11 protein-coding genes are annotated in these 17,822 nt (G+C 36.4%); 5 read left to right on the plus strand and 6 right to left on the minus strand.

All coding sequences use genetic code 11. The annotated features are described in order from the left end of the window. Positions 1-347 precede the first annotated feature (347 nt). From C7437_RS07160 to C7437_RS07170, 3 genes are all read left to right on the plus strand, one after another. Positions 348-2,699, plus strand: a complete 2,352-nt coding sequence (locus C7437_RS07160; RefSeq protein ID WP_111438929.1) for a helix-turn-helix domain-containing protein — start codon at positions 348-350, stop codon at positions 2,697-2,699. Positions 2,700-3,552: 853 nt separating this feature from the next. After that, on the plus strand, positions 3,553-4,941 hold the full coding sequence (locus C7437_RS07165) for an MFS transporter (protein ID WP_281269935.1): 1,389 nt from the start codon (positions 3,553-3,555) through the stop codon (positions 4,939-4,941). 13 nt (positions 4,942-4,954) lie between these two features. Further along, complete coding sequence (locus C7437_RS07170) at positions 4,955-6,136, plus strand: amidohydrolase (protein WP_111438931.1); 1,182 nt, start codon at positions 4,955-4,957, stop codon at positions 6,134-6,136. Positions 6,137-6,819: 683 nt separating this feature from the next. On the opposite strand, the gene C7437_RS07175 is transcribed toward C7437_RS07170, so the two are convergent. Further along, entirely contained in the window at positions 6,820-8,424 is a 1,605-nt protein-coding gene (locus C7437_RS07175; protein ID WP_111438932.1) for a M14 family zinc carboxypeptidase, read from the minus strand. 292 nt (positions 8,425-8,716) lie between these two features. Further along, positions 8,717-10,177, minus strand: coding sequence for an MBOAT family O-acyltransferase (locus C7437_RS07180; protein ID WP_111438933.1), 1,461 nt, complete (start codon positions 10,175-10,177; stop codon positions 8,717-8,719). Between the two features lie 166 nt (positions 10,178-10,343). Here C7437_RS07180 and C7437_RS07185 point away from each other — a divergent pair, with 166 nt between their 5' ends. Further along, complete coding sequence (locus C7437_RS07185; protein WP_111438934.1) at positions 10,344-11,408, plus strand: hypothetical protein; 1,065 nt, start codon at positions 10,344-10,346, stop codon at positions 11,406-11,408. A gap of 261 nt (positions 11,409-11,669) precedes the next feature. On the opposite strand, the gene C7437_RS07195 is transcribed toward C7437_RS07185, so the two are convergent. Beyond that, positions 11,670-13,886 carry a cell wall-binding repeat-containing protein gene (locus tag C7437_RS07195; RefSeq protein WP_111438935.1) on the minus strand — a complete coding sequence of 739 codons (2,217 nt, stop codon included), beginning with the start codon at positions 13,884-13,886 and terminating at the stop codon, positions 11,670-11,672. Positions 13,887-14,269: 383 nt separating this feature from the next. Between C7437_RS07195 and C7437_RS07200 the strand changes: the two genes are divergently transcribed. Further along, positions 14,270-15,217 (plus strand): LysM peptidoglycan-binding and 3D domain-containing protein, encoded by a 948-nt coding sequence (locus C7437_RS07200; RefSeq protein ID WP_111438936.1) that lies wholly within the window; start codon positions 14,270-14,272, stop codon positions 15,215-15,217. A gap of 833 nt (positions 15,218-16,050) precedes the next feature. On the opposite strand, the gene C7437_RS07205 is transcribed toward C7437_RS07200, so the two are convergent. The 3 genes from C7437_RS07205 to C7437_RS07210 form a co-directional block, all read right to left on the minus strand. Then, positions 16,051-16,443: a hypothetical protein gene (locus C7437_RS07205; protein WP_111438937.1), complete on the minus strand. Its 393-nt coding sequence runs from the start codon at positions 16,441-16,443 to the stop codon at positions 16,051-16,053. A gap of 55 nt (positions 16,444-16,498) precedes the next feature. Next, positions 16,499-16,642, minus strand: a complete 144-nt coding sequence (locus C7437_RS16945) for a YwzD family small protein (protein ID WP_170122334.1) — start codon at positions 16,640-16,642, stop codon at positions 16,499-16,501. A gap of 173 nt (positions 16,643-16,815) precedes the next feature. Then, positions 16,816-17,448, minus strand: a complete 633-nt coding sequence (locus C7437_RS07210) for a YdcF family protein (RefSeq protein ID WP_111438938.1) — start codon at positions 17,446-17,448, stop codon at positions 16,816-16,818. Positions 17,449-17,822: the final 374 nt, after the last annotated feature.

A 17,822-nucleotide genomic window follows, 5' to 3' on the forward strand; every position in this document is an offset into this window, starting at 1 on the left:
TTTGGGTGGAACTCCATGCTGTTTATGTGGAACTTGATGCATTTCAGTGGAACTCGTGCGTTTGGGTGGAACTTGTTTGCTTTTATGTGGAACTTGTTTTGTTTGGGTGGAACTCCATGCTGTTTATGTGGAACTTAATGCATTTCAGTGGAGCTCGTGCGTTTGGGTGGAACTTGTTTGCTTTTACGTGGAGCTTACTTTGTTTGTGTGGAACTCCATGCTGTTTGTGTGGAACTCACTACATTCACTTTAAAACTAACATCTCCAACAACTTTCGTTATTCCGCTGATTGTGGGTATAATGTGGGTATACAAATAGAGAATGGCTCGTTATGAGGTGGTGTTTTTTTGGATAAACGACAAAAGGATTTGGATCTTCGCATACAGAGAATTGGTTATGTAGCACAAACGTTGAATCGTGGGATCGAATTTGTTTTAGTAATAGATGGAGAGCTTAAGATTGAAACAAGAAATCGGATTTATCAACTAAAAGAAAAGGATTTGCTCATCATTAACCGCAATGAGCTTTTTGAAATGCAAGGAAATAAACAAAATAGCGTTCTTCGTTTTACAATTTCGGATACATATATGGATCCTTTTTATGATGAGTATCGGAATAGCCGATTTGAATGTTTTTCAGGCGATATCGATATGGGGCGAGAGGTTTTACTCGATCAGCTTAGGCTATTCTTTGGTGAAATGGTCATCACTTATTTTAGGAATGACGAAACCTACGCCATTGAAATGCAACGACTTGTTAGTGAAATTCTATTAATTCTTATTCGCCGTTTTAAAGAAGAAGGAAGTGTTTTTGAAAAAATAAATACCGAAGATGAACGACTCATACAAATCGTTGATTATTTGGAAAAGAATTATCAAGAACTTATTACGCTCGATGAGATAGCTGAGAAAATGTATGTGTCTACCGGTTACTTATCACGCTATTTTAAGCAAGAAATGGGGATGGGTTTTAGTCGGTTTCTTATGAATATTCGATTGAAACACAGTGTAAAGGATTTACTCTATACCTCTGATTCCATTTCTCACATTGCCATGAAAAACGGCTTTCCAAATACGAAATCTTTCGCCAATTTTTTCAAAGAAGTATATGGGGAAACACCTAAAACATATCGAGACCAGCATGTGGAAGGAAAAGTGGATACTTTAGAAGAACTTCAAATGGAAGATGTAGATTTATTAATAAATTCCAAGGAAATTTTTTCGAAATTAGGTTCATTACTTTCAGAGAAGAATAATACGTACAGCAATACGGAAAGCCGTCATGAAGAATTACATTTAGACACATCTACTTCTATAAAAGAGAAAATTTCTAGACCAGATCATGTGTTGATCATTCACGAATTAAAAGAAATTTTAAGAGAAGATGTCCGGGAACAAGTGCTGACCGTAAAAGATGAACTACGTCTCAATTTCATAGGCGTCCGAAACTTAGTTAGTAATACTACATTCCTACCAACTGTCGAAACGGACGAACTTATCGCGACTTCTTCCCCATATTTTACAGCAGATCTCGCCCTAAACTTTTTAAAGAAGCATGATCTATCCATATTTAGTCGTGTTGCCTATCAAGATATCTCCATGGATGAAGAGGCATATTTCCTGAAGCTACACGGATTTTTGCAACATTGTTTGTTAATGTATGGGGAGTCTTATGTAAGTAAATGGCATATTCTTTACTATGAACCTTACTATTCTGCGGTCGACGGGAAAGAACTGAAACGCATATATGATAGGCTCTATAGCACCTTGAAAAAGATTGTACCGCGTATACAAATTGGCGTGTATATACCATTTTCAATTGAAAAAGAAATAACGAATGATCATCACGCTTGGCTGCTACAGGACGCAGACCATATCGACTTCATCGGCTACCATGCGAACCAAAACGAAGCGATTGATTTTGATGAAAATAGAAATGATCGATTCTTACTCGCTAAAGATTTTATAAAAGAAAAAACAACTAAATTGAAAAACTATTTGAAACAGCTTAACATCGAAAAACCACTCCATTTAACTACATGGAACACATTATCAGGTAATACCCGTTACACAAATGGAACATTTTTCCGCGGTGCATTAGTAATGAAAAATGTGTTAGAAGTTTCAAAAGACGTCCAGTCACTAGGTTTTTGGATCAATACCGAATTACATGAAGTTGGCGATCAACATCATCGAATTCAAATGGAAGGAATGGAATTATTCCATTATTTCAAAGGAAAGCGCCCCGCCTATCATGCGTTGGCTTTTGCTGAAAAATTATCAGGTCACATCATTGCACAAGGAGAAGATCACATCATGACGGAATATGAGGGCGGTTATCAGTTAGTACTTATGAACTGTAACAATATTAACCCCTATTTTTCAATTGAAGATGCTTTCCTCAGACAGTTAAACAAAGACATACGCGTAACGATTTCAAATCTATCGCCTGGTGAATATCAGGTCCGGAAATATATATTCGATAAAGACAACGGAGCACTATATAAACACTGGGGTAACTTGAGTAGTATACATGGTGTAGATTTGGAAGTGACGGAATATATTAATCGGTTAAGTCATCCTTCGATGGAGATCTTCGATGAGACGATCATTGGCGATTGGTCATTCTATTCCTACCTATCGATTAACGCCATCCACTTTTTTGATATTCGCAAAACGTACAATAAAACATTCAGCTAAACCACCAACAGTCACCGGTATGCAAATATACTGGTGGCTTTTTTAATAACGATGAATGCTGCTCCATTTTTTAAAGATACCCTACTTTCTTCTATAGAAAAGCGGATACCCCGCAAAAATACCCCGCCCCGCCCCTGTGTTAGACTCAAATGCTTTCCAATTTGTGGCTAACACAGGGGCGGGCCACAAAAAAAATTCAGAAAAACCAACTAAGCTTTCTTATTTTAGACTCAAATGCTCCCTAATTTGTGGCTAAAACAAGAAAGCACTCCTCAAACCAACCCACTGAGATTCTGTCCAAGTAGAATCGCTCCCAGGCGTTAGCCACAAACCTACGGGGCATTTGTGTCGAACTCCTGGCCGCTTTGTTGGTTTTTCTAGCGTGATTTAATAACCTGTCCCGGTGTCAGCCACAAATTGAAGAAATATTTGAGTCTGACACAGGGACAGGACGCAGTTTCAAAAATTGGAAGCTTTTTGCCCATGCAAAAAGCCAAAGCATCCACCGAACGCGACAATCCACATCCTCAGCGCGACAAAACAAAAAAACCAATCCACAAAAACAAAACAAACACCCAAAATCCCATCTAAAAAACCATTCTTTAGCGCTTTTCACGTGTTTTTATAAGAAAGATAAAAAATCAACCGTCAATTTTGTACCAACTACTATTTCATGTCAGAATGTTAACCTTTGAAACGCATGAACTGAGCAATTATGACAGGGCATAGACGAGGGTACACTGGTTAGAATAGATGTAAGGAAGCTTTCCAAAAACAAAATTTTCAAGCGTGTGAATGTATACAGTTAGAGTGCTACAAATGATCAAAAATATGAAGAAAACAAGGAGTGAAAATTATGGAAACAGCATACAAAGGTACAAATAAAATGCTTATCGGTATTGTATTTGGGGTATTAACATTTTGGCTATTTGCTCAAGCAATGGTAAACGTAGTTCCCGCAGTTCAAGCGGATTTAGGTGTTTCATCCGGAATATTAAATATTGCAATAAGTTTAGCAGCACTATTTTCAGGTATTTTTATCGTAGCAGCGGGTGGACTTGCTGATAAAATTGGCCGGAAAAAAATGACGAATATTGGACTTATATTAAGCATCATCGGTTCGCTATGTTTAGTTTTAGCAACTGGACCAGCATTACTCATTATCGGTCGTATCATTCAAGGTTTATCGGCTGCTGCTATTATGCCAGCAACAATCGGATTGGTGAAAGCTTATTACGAAGGTGCTGATCGTCAACGCGCACTTAGCTTCTGGTCAATTGGTTCTTGGGGTGGTTCGGGTGTTTGTTCGTTATTCGGTGGAGCAGTTGCAACATATATGGGCTGGAGATGGATTTTCATCCTTTCAATTATCATCGCAGTTCTTGCATTATGGTTATTAAAAGATACTCCAGAAAGTAAAGCAAAACAAACTGGTAACTCGAAATTTGATATTAGTGGTCTAATTATCTTCATTATAACAATGTTAGCATTGAATATTTTCATCACACAAGGCTCTGAACTTGGTTGGACAAACTGGATTACACTTGCACTATTAGCTGTCGCAGTAATTGGTGCGATTATCTTTATAAAAGTAGAAAATGGAAAACCGAATGCACTAATCGATTTTGGACTATTTAAAAACTTGCCATACACTGGTGCAACTATTTCAAACTTCTTACTTAACGCTGTTGCCGGAACACTTGTTGTTGCGAATACGTATGTACAACAAGGTAGAGGATTTACTTCTTTCCAATCGGGTATGCTATCTATCGGTTATCTAATTGTTGTACTTGCTATGATCCGTGTCGGGGAAAAAATCCTTCAAAAAGTTGGGGCTAAAAAACCTATGCTTTGGGGTACTACTATAACTCTTATCGGTGTTGGTATCATGGGCTTAACATTCTTACCGGATGTTGCATACACAGTCGTTGTATTTATCGGATTTGCTATGTTTGGATTAGGTTTAGGGCTTTATGCAACACCATCAACAGACACTGCCGTATCGAATGCACCGGATGACAAAATTGGGGCTGCTTCAGGTATTTATAAAATGGCGAGCTCACTTGGTTCTGCTTTCGGGGTTGCGATTTCAGCAACAGTATACGCAATGATCTCAATCAATAGTGGAGTAGATGTAGCGGCAACTGCCGGTATTATTACAAATGTAATCTTCGCAGGAATAGCATTGTTATCAATTATCTTCTTGGTTCCAAAAAATGCAGGTATTAGTGATATAAAATAGGAGGGAATTAGTTATGAAAGACAAATTAATGAACATGTTGGATGAACGCAAAGATGAAATGATTCAAATTCGCCGCTTTTTACATGAACATCCTGAATTATCATTTAAAGAAGAAAAAACGGCTCAATATATTGCAGACTTCTACAAAGGAAAAGACGTCGATGTACAAACAAATGTCGGTAATGGTCACGGAATTATCGTAACAATCGTCGGAGAAAAACCTGGTAAAATAATTGGATTACGTGCAGATTTTGATGCACTTCCAATTGTCGAAGAAACACCAGTACCTTTCAAGTCAAAAACAGAAGGTGTCATGCATGCATGTGGCCATGATGGGCATACAGCTTATATGTTAGTCCTTGCAGATTGTTTGATTCAACTGAAATCAGAACTAGCAGGAACTGTAAAAATCATTCATCAACATGCGGAAGAAGTTCCACCAGGTGGAGCAAAAAGTATTGTAGAATCTGGCTTGTTAGACGATCTAGATGAAGTATTCGGAATTCACTTACTACCAATTGCCCCTGCTGGGATGGTTGGATACAATAAAGGCTATGTGTTCAACGGAAGAGCTTATATGAAATTGAAAATACAAGGCCGAGGCGGACATGGTTCTTCCCCTCACTTGGCAAATGATGCAATTGTTGCCGGTGCTCATTTTGTAACAGCAGTTCAAACAATCATAAGCCGTCGATTAAGTCCATTTGACATTGGAGTAATCACAATTGGATCGTTTGACGGAGCAGGAACATTTAATGTAATCAAAGATAGCGTCGAGCTTGAAGGCGATATCCGTTACATGACTGTTGAAACAAAAGAAACGATCGAACGCGAAGTAAGACGTCTTGTCAAAGGACTAGAGGAAGAATTTGGAGTAACTTGTGAGCTAACATATACACCAGACTATCCACCTTTGTACAATAATCCTGAACTAACAGAAAAAGTAGCAGAAGCACTAAAAAATGCAAATGTAAAAGAAATTACAGAAGTAAGAGAAGTCCCACCAATGGCACCATCTGAAGACTTCGCTTACTACGCTGAAAAATTCCCAGCTTGTTTCTTCTATATCGGATGTTCACCAAAAGGCGTTGAAAAACCATATTTCAACCACCATCCAAAATTCGATATCGACGAAGATGCTCTCTTAGTAGCAGCAAAAGCTGTTGGACAAGTTGTTTGTAGTATGCAAGAATAAATTAAATTGCGTGCCAGTCACCACTAAGTGACTGGCATGCTTTTTTTGTGGAACTCATGGGCCTTTGTGTGGAACTTGCTTCATTTGTGTGGAACTCTTTGGCTCTTGTGTGGAACTTGCTTCGTTTGCGTGGAACTCGCGTGCTTGTGTGGAACTCCTTGCCTTTTTTGTGGAACTTGCTTCATTTATGTGGAACTCGGCGGCTCTTGTGTGGAACTTCTTTCGTTTGCGTGGAACTCGTGTGTTTGCGTGGAACTCCTTGCCTTTTGTGTGGAACTCGCTTCGCTTATGTGGAACTCCTTGCCTCTTGTGTGGAACTTCTTTCGTTTGAGTGGAACTCGCGTGCTTATGTGGAACTCATGGGCCTTTGTGTGGAACTTGCTTCATTTATGTGGAACTCGGCGGCTCTTGTGTGGAACTTATTTCGTTTGTGTGGAACTCGCGTGCTTGTGTGGAACTCGCTTCATTTATGTGGAACTCTTTGCCTTTTGTGTGGAACTCGCGTGCTTGTGTGGAACTCCTTGCCTTTTGTGTGGAACTCGCCTCATTTACGTGGAACTCATTACATTTTCTGTGGAACTCGCCTCATTTACGTGGAACTTAAATGGTGTCCCTCTGTCAGGAACAAACGTGAATGTATCTAACACAAAACCCACAAACCATATGGATTTGTGGGTTCGATTCTATCTTTTTGCTGCTTCATTTGCAACGTATAATCCGACTTTGGCATTTTGTTTCCAAATAAGGTCCCAGTTACTTAAGGGTATCGGTTTTTCACCAACATATGGTGAGATTTCAAGAACAATACCTGGCATTCCGGTTTCTTGGATAAAGTAATCTGCAGATGCCCCTGAACCTGTGAGGTACTGTGGTGGCATAACTTTATATCCTGTAAGCTGCGATAACTGGCCTGCTAAGCCTCTATCTCTAGAGAGTTCTAATGCTTTTTGATAGTTAAACCAATAGATAATTTGACCAGACGAATGATAGGAAATATTTGTTTTAAATGGTCGACTAGTCATGAAGTTACCTAGAGCTTTTGCTTCTGGTTCACTAAATGCATATGGACCTCTATATTGCATATAGGACGGACCGGGACGCGAATTGGAGATTTTTGACCATTCAGAGTCAAAGTTATCATTTAAATCAACTCCGCGGATATTTGACTTCCAGCGATTAAAATCACTACTGCCATTAATAGAAAGAACACTTGCCTTATTTGCAACAGCATTTGCCCCTAATTGAACAAGTGTAACACCGTCAGGATTCATCATCGGTACAAACCAGATAGCTGTCTTGTCCAGTACAGATCTAACGTTGAATCCTAGGTATGAGCTACCCGAAGCATAGTTAGCGCTGTAAGTGTCTATCATCTCCAAGAGCACATTTGTCGTCATATGTTCTCTTGCGTGGATAGAAGCGTCAAACAGAACTTCTTTTTTTCCATTTCCGATGCGTATTGCATAGATAGGACGTTTTTCTACGGAAGTCCCTATTTGTTTCAGCTCGGTAAATCTTGGATATTTTGCTGCGATTTGTTGTAAAAATGTTGTCATTTCTTTATGGGTGATGACTTGTTTAGGATTTATTAAATTGTTAGTTGAAGGTATTGTGACAGGCATTTCTTTTGTGAGAAAGCTAGCGACGACATACCCTTTAGTATCCCCCACTGATACGTAAGCCCAGCCCATTAACTCCGAGTGAACTTCTACTTTTTTCCCGTTAGGAATTGCGGCAATACTCGCTCCACTAGTACTGGCAATATTCTTCACTACCAATCCACTTTTTGAAGCAACAATTGCTGGATATGTAATAGGTTTCCCTATAAAATTAGACGCTACATACCCCGTAATATTACCGTATTGGACGAATGACCAACCACCTCTAGCTGAGAATTCCTCTATGATCATTTTATATTTGAGTGTTGCAAGGTTCTTGCTAGTCGGACTTGGTGATTCGCGGACAATAAGTCCACCTATAGAATTAGCTATTTTAATAGTCCCTGTGGCTTTTTTAAAAAAGTTTATTGGAGCATAACCAGTTACTCCATCAACTTGAATACGCGCCCAGCCGTTTGCGTCTATTGAAAATACAGTTCCAAAGGTACCATTTGTCAGGTGCTGAATTGATGTCGATCCTGTGGAAGGTGCTTCTCTAAGTAAAACTCCACTTCCACTATTTACGGTATATACTTCTCGAAATGTTGAAGCTTCCGTGACATTCGTATAACTATTCCATATAAGAAGCAATATAAGAAAGGCTCCTAGTTGTTTTAGTGATTTTTTCATCGTGTTTTCCCTACTTCCTATTGTACTCTTACCAGTTTACTGTCGAATGATAGTGAATAAAAGTAACCATATAACTATAGTCTACGGTTACTAGAACTTTTTTTAGAGATTGCTATAGTATTAGATAGTTTTTAGTTCTATCTTTTTTACTATGAAACATGTTTTAAGATAGAATAATCTTATTGGGGTTATTAGCCAGCAGTGAGTTTGTGATCGACGTTTTAAATACTCTTCACTCTAAAAAAGAGCAATCGAATTGTAACATTCAATTGCTCAGCTTTACATTTTTTTATTAGAAATTGAAATACAGGAATTCACTGTTTTTATTTAAAATATAAACACAAAATAAAGCAACAAAAATACAAACGTTTATCAAGAATAAGTATTTGAAATTCGGCTTAAATTTTTCTAACAGTTGAATGGAATTCGGTAATAAGAAAGCAATTACACATGCAAGCATGATGAAAAGAAATATAGTTTTTGGATTTGTAAACCACGTTATATCAAAAATACGGAAGGTATTCCAAGTGGAAAATTCAAATATTGCCGCATTGAAAAATGTTACAATAGATCCATCCGGCGTAAACATTTTTGCTAATAACGTATGAGCCTGATTAACGTCTGTTGCTCTAAAATAAACCCATGCGATATGTACAAATAATATATTGATAAACCAAGCAACTAAATATGGAAGCTTAATATTCAACTTCCCCCAAAACCTGACTGTTATGGAAGCTAAACCATGTAAAACTCCCCAAATTATAAAGGTCCAACCTGCACCATGCCAAACTCCACTAACTAAGAAGATAATGAAAATATTGATATATGTTCTAACCGGTCCCTTTCTACTTCCGCCTAAAGGGAAATACAAATAATGAGTAAGGAATCTGTTTAAGGTCATATGCCAACTTTTCCAAAACTCTTGTATATTTCTAGTCTTATATGGAGAATAGAAGTTTACAGGTAACTTAATGTTAAATATTAATGCTAATCCTATGGCCATATCAGAATAACCACTGAAGTCAAAGTATAATTGCAATGTATAAGATAGAGATGTGATCCAAGCTTCCATAAAACTTAAAGTTTCAACATTTGCATATCCATCATTTGCCCAAATAGCTAATGTATCGGCTAAGCCTACTTTTTTTGCTAAGCCTACTGAAAAGATAAAAATACCTTTAGCTATATTTTCCGGATTAAGGAAAAAGTTCCTTTTATCTACTAATTGAGGAATTAATTCTTGGTGATTAACAATGGGTCCCGCAATAAGTTGTGGGAAAAATGTTATAAATAAGGCATATGTAAAAAAGCTATATTTCTTTGTCTCATTTCTATAACTATCAACTAAAAACGCAATTTGTTGGAATGTAAAGAAACTGATAGCTAATGGTAATAACAAACTTTTCAACGCAATATCGGTATCAAATATCCAGTTTATATTGGTAGCAAAAAAGTCATAGTACTTGAAATAACCGAGAAGCGTTATATTCCCTACAACACCAAATGCTAGAATAGCTTTTCTTACTTTCACTTGAACTGTTTTCATCAGTAAATAAGCTACACCAAAATTGAATATTATAGAGCTTAACATTAAGATTAGATAAATGGGATTCCAAATACCATAAAAAATTAATGACGCTGTGAGTAAGAATGCAATAGCCCATTTAGAAAGTTTGAGCTTATGTAAAAGAAAGTAAAGAATAAATGTTAACGGCAAAAATAAAAATATAAAGTTAAATGAATTGAATAACATGTTTACCTTCCTTTAAACCCTTAGAATTATTAATTTGAACTTACCATTTTCCCATTATATCACTAAAATATATATATGTTAATAAAGACTTTATTATCAAAGGGTTAATCATTATAATAAAGAGTATGTTTAATTTAATCAGTACGACAGAAAGGAATTATTTTTTATGAACCCCTATAGTAAATGGCTATTATCAAGCCTAATAACTTTTCTAATATTATTTCTTTGTGTTTTTTCCTATCCATTATATATTTCTTACTTAGTGGACCCTTTATGGAATTTCACTCATGACAATGAAAATAATACAATTCAAATTGGTTTCGATGAGAGACAACAAAAATCCAATTATATTACAAATCGGACAATGGATTACGACGGACTCTTAATCGGAACAAGTCGAGTAACTTATATGAATCAATCTGGTTTTCAAAGGTCAAAAGTATACAATTATGGCCTGAGTTCTCTAGACATACAAGACTACAATGACTATATTTCTTATGCTGTTAAACAAAACGGAAAACCTTTTGACAAAATCTATTTAGAATTGTATTACAATTCGTTTGCTCCACCTCCAGAAGTATCAAGTTACGTCCTTCCAGAAGTAGCGATGGATAATGCACAGTCAACTATTTATAGATATAAATCATTATTTTCTTATGATACATATAAAAAAGCTAAAGAGAATAAAGAATACTCTATAGCAAATTGGTATGAAGGATATCGAAGCTATGATCGTTCCAATGAAGTATCTACTAATTACGTTAATCCAAACATAAACAATTTATTTAAAGATTCCATTCCTAACGCTGATACAGTATATCCAGATTCGGAAGTACCGTATAGTGATCAATACAAAGAAAATTTAGAAACGATTCGAAACGATAACCCAGATTCAAAACTTATACCATTCACTGATCCAATGACCGCTGTTCGATTAAAATTATTTTTAGCAGATCCAAATAAGTTTGAAGCATATCAAAGATGGTTTGAAGAGATGGTTGAAGTTTATGGGCAAGTATACAGCTTTCATTCAGTAAATGAATATACTATTGGTCAAGAATATTGGTTTGATACAGTACATTTTTACCCAAACTTAGGTGAGATATTTGTAGCTCATCTAGATGGAAGAATGAATGACGAAGATATATTAACCATTGTCACTAGCGAAAATTTAGATACGTATTTAACTGACTTGAAAAAAGAAATCGATGCATATCAACCGAATTATTAGGTAGTGATTAACTCACACCGTCGTACGTATCGTTCAATATACGGCGCGGCTGTACTATTAAGATTGAATGCGCAATGTTTCATATCAAGATAATAGACTTTTGAGCCCTTGGGAACTTCCGTAGAAGTTTCCGAGGGCTCTGTGTATTATAGGACTTTTAGAAATGAGAGACTTCTGCTCCTGCGCGAAGCTCGTCGCAACAAAACATCTGCTCCTGCGCAAGCTCGTCGCAACAAAACATCTGCTGAAAGAAGTTAAACATTATTTACTCAATATATTTTCTAATTCTTGCTGTACAGATTCCCCAACTGCACCCACACTTCCTAGTATGGAAATACTCTCGTATTTAGAGATAAGATCCATAGTTGGTGCGGGAATTAAGGTGTCAGTTACAAGTAAGATAGGTGCGTCATTTTTTGCCGCCAACACGGAACCAGCTAGTGCGTCAGGGAAATTTTTCCCTGTAGTGACGAATGCTTTTTGCGTGCCCATAGGCAGCTTTAAGTTAATTTCTTTTGCAGTATCATAACGGGTTTTTCCACCATATCGAACGGCTCCCGGTAATTTATTTTTCACACTATCGCTTATCACTCCAGTACTTCCTACAACAATGGTCTGTTTCTTTCCAGAAAGTGCATTCAATGTTTCAGCTGGCATTGTGTTTATTTGGGATAATAAAATAGGTATTCCATTTTTAGCAACATATGGCGAGACAGATAGCACATCTGGGAAGTCATATCCATATGCCACAACTGCCTTTTCAGAAGGTAATCGTTTTGCAATTAATGCCGCTGTATGGAAACGATTTTCCCCACCGATTCGCTCCACCTGAATGTTCAAACCTCTCAACTCTTTTTCTACAGCAGATGAAACAACACCAGTTCCTCCTAAAATAATGATATTTTTTGCTTGTAATCTACTAATCTCTGCTTTGGTTACCGTGTGTAAAGTTTTTGGACCTGTTAACAAGATTGGTGCATTCTCTTTATATGCGAGCGGTCCACCTACAAGTGCATCAGGAAAATCTAAACCTGATGCCAAAATTACCGTTTTAGAAGTATCCCATCCATTTTGTGATATAGATACAGCAGTTTCATATCGATCCTTTCCATTAATTCGATTAGTCTTTTGGGTTACATCTATCAAACGATAGGTTATATTACTCCCTTTATCTTTTGGAGCTACAAATATTTTTGCATCTTTTATAGATAAATTGAAACCTCCTCCTCCTCTAAGAGTTCGAGGAAGACCTCCAGTAAATAATGGACTCTCAATCTCCGAAAATATTGCTTCACTTTCAAAACCATAGAGACCAGTAGGATCGTTTACATATAGCGCATGACGAAAATCCGTGATGAATTCTCCTAAAGATTTAGTTGGGTCAATATAGCGATGTATAATGTTTTGAAGAGAAGTCTCTATATTACTAGGATCCTGTAGTATCTCTTTGAAAATTTTTTCTCCTTGGTCAGCCTGAATTCTTAAATATTGACCAAAAAGATACGACAACGAATAATTTGAATAAACATCACCATAATCATCCCAATACAACAGCGAATGCCCATTTGCAATAGAAGCGGATTGTTCATAATAGCCGATTCGATCAATCAGTGGGAAACCTTCATACATCTGTTCAGCAGCCATTGACAATGCCTCATCTAGCCATGTATCCATATAATCGCCACCTTCCACTAACACATTTTGGTTATAATTCACCATATGTTGAAATTCATGTGCGATTGTTCCAAATGCTTTACTCACATCGTAGGTAGATCTAGACATCCCCATAGCAGGATAGGTGTCGATATAAAATACCTCTCCTAAATTGGAATAGCTTGTGTTATACAAATCTCTAGAATAGAAATACCCTGCGAAATACCCCCCAGCACCTGAAAACCCATCCTTAATATCATAGATAAGAATAGCAACTTTATCATTTCCATCTACATCTGAAGATGAAGAGAAGTTTTCAGTAATTAAAGGATAAATAGTCTGATCAAATTCATCGCCCATTCGCTTCGCCTGAGTGGGTGTAATTTCATCGTTATGAACCCAAATTTCAGCATGGGCACTACTATATTTTAACTTGGCTTGAATCAGATAATCTTTATTTGTTTCCATATTTACTACCCAAAAACCTTTTAAACTACCAACCTTATTTAATTGCTTTTGGTCTTTCGCATTTCCATTAATTAAAGATGCTTTATATTTTTCCGGGGAAAACTCAAGTACTTTATCTAACTTATAAGCACCTTTTAGAAATTTTATATCGTTAGAAGTAGTTGAATTAACTTGCCCTATTGAAAAGGTTCCACTCGATTCCTGTTTCGAATAGTCAAGAGATTCGTTACTTATAATTACTGCATCATTTTTTTCAAAAGAACTCTCCACTGCATATACTTCTTTTTCAAATCCAGGTAAGAAGGAAACTAATGAAAGAAAAATTACGGATACTAAAATCATTCTAATTCGCTTCAAATTTAAACCTACTTCCTACTATTTTTCCCTAATTATACTATTTTTCGAAATAAATAGTATTCAGTTGTGAAAAATAAAGTAGTCTAATTGTATAACTAAAAACCTGAAAGCAAAAAGAAAACAAAGATACTGCTTATTACGAGCAGAAATCCAAAATAAGTAAAATATAATTCCCTATCAAAGGTAGCATTTTGACCTTCCAAAAGAGAATGCTCTCTATCTAACTCTACTTTTGTCATATTCACTCTTATTTTTATATGTGAATCCATCCTTGTAATACTTTTCATTTCATATTGTCTTACAATTGGTAGTTAATCGTAATATATCTGTAATAGAAGAATGCTAAGATGTATATAGACTAAAAAAAGCAGGGAGTAGAGTATTTGAGAAAAATTCTTGGGACATTTATTATCGTCATTGCACTATTAGTTAGTGGAGCCACTTCAAGTATGGCCGCATCTTCAACTTACACAGTAAAAAAAGGTGATTCATTATCTAAAATAGCTAATATGCATAATGTTTCTGTATCTAATTTAAAATCAATGAACAATCTAAAGTCAAATATGATCTATCCGAAGCAAAAACTAAAAGTTACCGGTTCTGCAAAAGCTACTTCTACAAAACAAGTAAGTACAAAAGCAGTTGCAACAAATACTTATAAAGTAAAAAAAGGTGATTCCCTTTCAAAAATCGCCAAAGCGCACAATACTTCAGTTTCAAATCTAAAATCTTTAAATGGTTTGAAATCTAACCTTATTAGAGTCAATCAAACTCTAAAGGTTACCGGCACTGTAAAAGCTACTTCTACAAAACAAGTAAGTACAAAAGCAGTTTCAACAAATACTTATAAAGTAAAACAAGGTGATTCCCTTTCAAAAATCGCCAAAGCGCACAATACTTCAGTTTCAAATCTAAAATCTTTAAATGGTTTGAAATCTAACCTTATTAGAGTCAATCAGACTCTAAAGGTTACCGGCACTGCAAAAGTTACCAGCACTGTTAAGACATCAACACCATCTCGTTCGAACACTAGTAATGTAGCGAGAGAGTTTTATGTTTCAGCAACTGCTTATACTGCAAACTGTACCGGGTGCTCAGGCATTACGAAAACAGGTATAAATTTAAAACAGAATCCTAATCTAAAAGTTATTGCCGTCGATCCTAATGTGATCAAACTCGGTTCAAAAGTTCATGTAGAGGGTTATGGATATGCAGTCGCAGGAGATACCGGCGGAGCAATTAAAGGAAATAAAATTGATGTGTTCTTCCCATCTAAAAGCACTGCCTATCAGTGGGGAAGAAAACAAGTGAAAATTAAAGTATTAGACTAAATAAAAGCAACTTTCTTTACCAGAAAGTTGCTTTTTTTGTATGCATTTACTATTGCGAATATTGCTTGACGTGGAACTCGTTGACTTTTGTGTGGAACTCATTGGCTCTTTGGTGAAACTTGCTTCGTTTATGTGGAACTCCTGGGTTTGCGTGGAACTCATTGGCTTTTGTGTGGAACTTACTTCGTTTGCGTGGAACTCATTGACTTTTGTGCGGAACTTGCTTCGTTTATGTGGAACTCGTGGGTTTGAGTGGAACTCATTGGCTTTTGTGTGGAACTTGCTTCATTTGCGTGGAACTCGTTGACTTTTGTGTGGAACTTGCTTCGTTTGTGTGGAACTCGTGGCTCTTTAGTGGAACTTTTTTCGTTTGTGTGGAACTCATTGACTTTTGTGTGGAACTTGCTTCGTTTATGTGGAACTCGTTGGCTCTTTGGTGGAACTTGCTTCGTTTGTGTGGAACTCATGGGTTTACGTGGAACTCGTTGGCTCTTTGGTGGAACTTGCTTCGTTTGTGTGGAACTCATGGGTTTGCGTGGAACTCATTGACTTTTGTGTGGAACTTACTTCGTTTGCGTGGAACTCATTCGCTTTTGTGTGGAACTTGCTTCGTTTGCGTGGAACTCATTCGCTTTTGTGTGGAACTTGCTTCATTTCAGATTTTTATCAAAGATTTCATAATAGAATATAATTAACATCTCATTGCGTGACTGGCACTTTAACATTTCGCTTTGGACAAAACTTCTAATAATAGAATAAATAAATGGAGGAGCTATGTGACTGTGTCATGTAGCTCCTCCATTTATTTATTTTGCGTTCCTGGAACCTAAACACTAATCCAGATGCTTTGCTATTTTATAATTACACAATTTATGAACAGTGGTTAGCTTACTCATACATTCAGAAAATAAATTAGAATTAGCTATACTGCATGATTCACAGTCAGGGACTTTTATCATTCTTTTTGGACGTTTAAATGTTGGACTTCGATATTCCCTCATTACTTTATATTCACAAACGTGATCATAATCAATATGATGACCTACAAACCCTTTGTCAATATCCAAATCACACCATGTACATTTATGATTGTCTCTAACCAGTAAATGGTTTTTTACAAAAGGATTTCTTTGAATTCTCCTTGCGAACATCTTCCATTCTTCTTTACCCTGGTGCTTTTCTTTCATATCCATACTTCGGTTTTTTGGAATAATCTTAGGATTCATATCAAACACCACCATTTTTAGTCTTATTGCGTGCCTGACTCCCAAACATTTAAACTTACTTCTTGTCCAATAACTTTTTTAGCTGCTCCGACAATTCTTCTATCAAATCAGCGGTTTTTATCGAATCATTCTCTTTTCCTTGATGGTATCCATATTCTAAAATACGCTTAAATTCTACTTGTAATTCTGCCGTTGTCATGCAAAAATGCCTCCTAATCTATTAACCACAATGTTCTAATAATAACTATTCCACCTATTGTAATACACTTTCATTACAAATAATGTCGAAATTCGTCGAACACTATTAAATTAATGTTAAATTTGGATAACAAATAAAAAAACCACCAAAAACTCCCATGGTGGCCACCCAAACTATATTTCTTTCATGTCATCTTCCTCTAATTTTTCTCTTAAAGGATTTAAGAAGCCTTCGCGGTATAAGAAATAGCCGCCGATTAACTTCCTATACTCACGTTTAAATATCGTTTTATTCTCTTCCCAACTACCCCTCGTTATATCATCATGCTGATAAGGGACATAGGTGAATGATATATTTGTATCGCGAAAAACGCGGTCGTATGCCAGTTTGGATCTGCGCATATGGTAATTACTCGTCACGACAATGGCAGAATCAAAACCCTGCAAAAGCAAAATATCCTTGGAATACAACGCATTTTCAAACGTACTCGTCGCTTCATTTTCCACTAAAAGAGCATCCCTCGGAATGCCAAAGGATTCAGCATATTCGGTAGTACTTCCGCTGGCCAAAGCATTCGTTAATAACACCTTATCCGCGTATCCAGCCTTGTATAATTCTGCCGCCTTCTGCATTCGAAAGCTATCCCCACTCAACAAAATAATAACATCTACCTTTACTGGGGCTTCTTCATAAAATAGAAAATCAATGATACGTGACTTCGGAAAGAGAAGGATTGTACATATAATGAAGACAATACCAAACAACACAACGGAGATACTTCGATTATCTCTGATCCACTTTTTCATACGAGTCCCCTTATATTTCTAATAAATTGATTACCTACATGTTAACAAAAAATCCCAATAAAAGAAATAATTATTAATCACTAAAATAGGCTGGTAAAGTTGCTCTAAAATACACTAAATATACTGAGAGCAAGGTTGCTTACGCTAGACAGATATTATGCAGAAATTTTATATACTTTCTTATCTGTTAAAAAAAAGCAATCCAATCCCCATGGGGACTGAATCACTCATTTAGAATATGCTATTGTTTGATATTAATTGTTACATAGGTACCCGTTCTACTAATTACTTATTGTAAAAGAGAATCATAAAGTTCTTGCTTAATTTTGTCGGAAACTACACCACTACCTCCAAAAATAGCAAAATCCTCAAAG

The organism is Psychrobacillus insolitus (assembly GCF_003254155.1).
GTDB lineage: Bacteria > Bacillota > Bacilli > Bacillales_A > Planococcaceae > Psychrobacillus > Psychrobacillus insolitus.

What these genes read in the sequence shown, in the direction of transcription:
- C7437_RS07170 (WP_111438931.1), top strand. Translation starts at nt 4,955, where the DNA reads ATGAAAGACAAATTAATGAACATGTTGGATGAACGCAAAGATGAAATG.
- C7437_RS07175 (WP_111438932.1), bottom strand. Translation starts at nt 8,424, where the DNA reads ATGAAAAAATCACTAAAACAACTAGGAGCCTTTCTTATATTGCTTCTT.
- C7437_RS07180 (WP_111438933.1), bottom strand. Translation starts at nt 10,177, where the DNA reads ATGTTATTCAATTCATTTAACTTTATATTTTTATTTTTGCCGTTAACA.
- C7437_RS07185 (WP_111438934.1), top strand. Translation starts at nt 10,344, where the DNA reads ATGAACCCCTATAGTAAATGGCTATTATCAAGCCTAATAACTTTTCTA.
- C7437_RS07205 (WP_111438937.1), bottom strand. Translation starts at nt 16,443, where the DNA reads ATGAATCCTAAGATTATTCCAAAAAACCGAAGTATGGATATGAAAGAA.
- C7437_RS16945 (WP_170122334.1), bottom strand. Translation starts at nt 16,642, where the DNA reads ATGACAACGGCAGAATTACAAGTAGAATTTAAGCGTATTTTAGAATAT.
- C7437_RS07210 (WP_111438938.1), bottom strand. Translation starts at nt 17,448, where the DNA reads ATGAAAAAGTGGATCAGAGATAATCGAAGTATCTCCGTTGTGTTGTTT.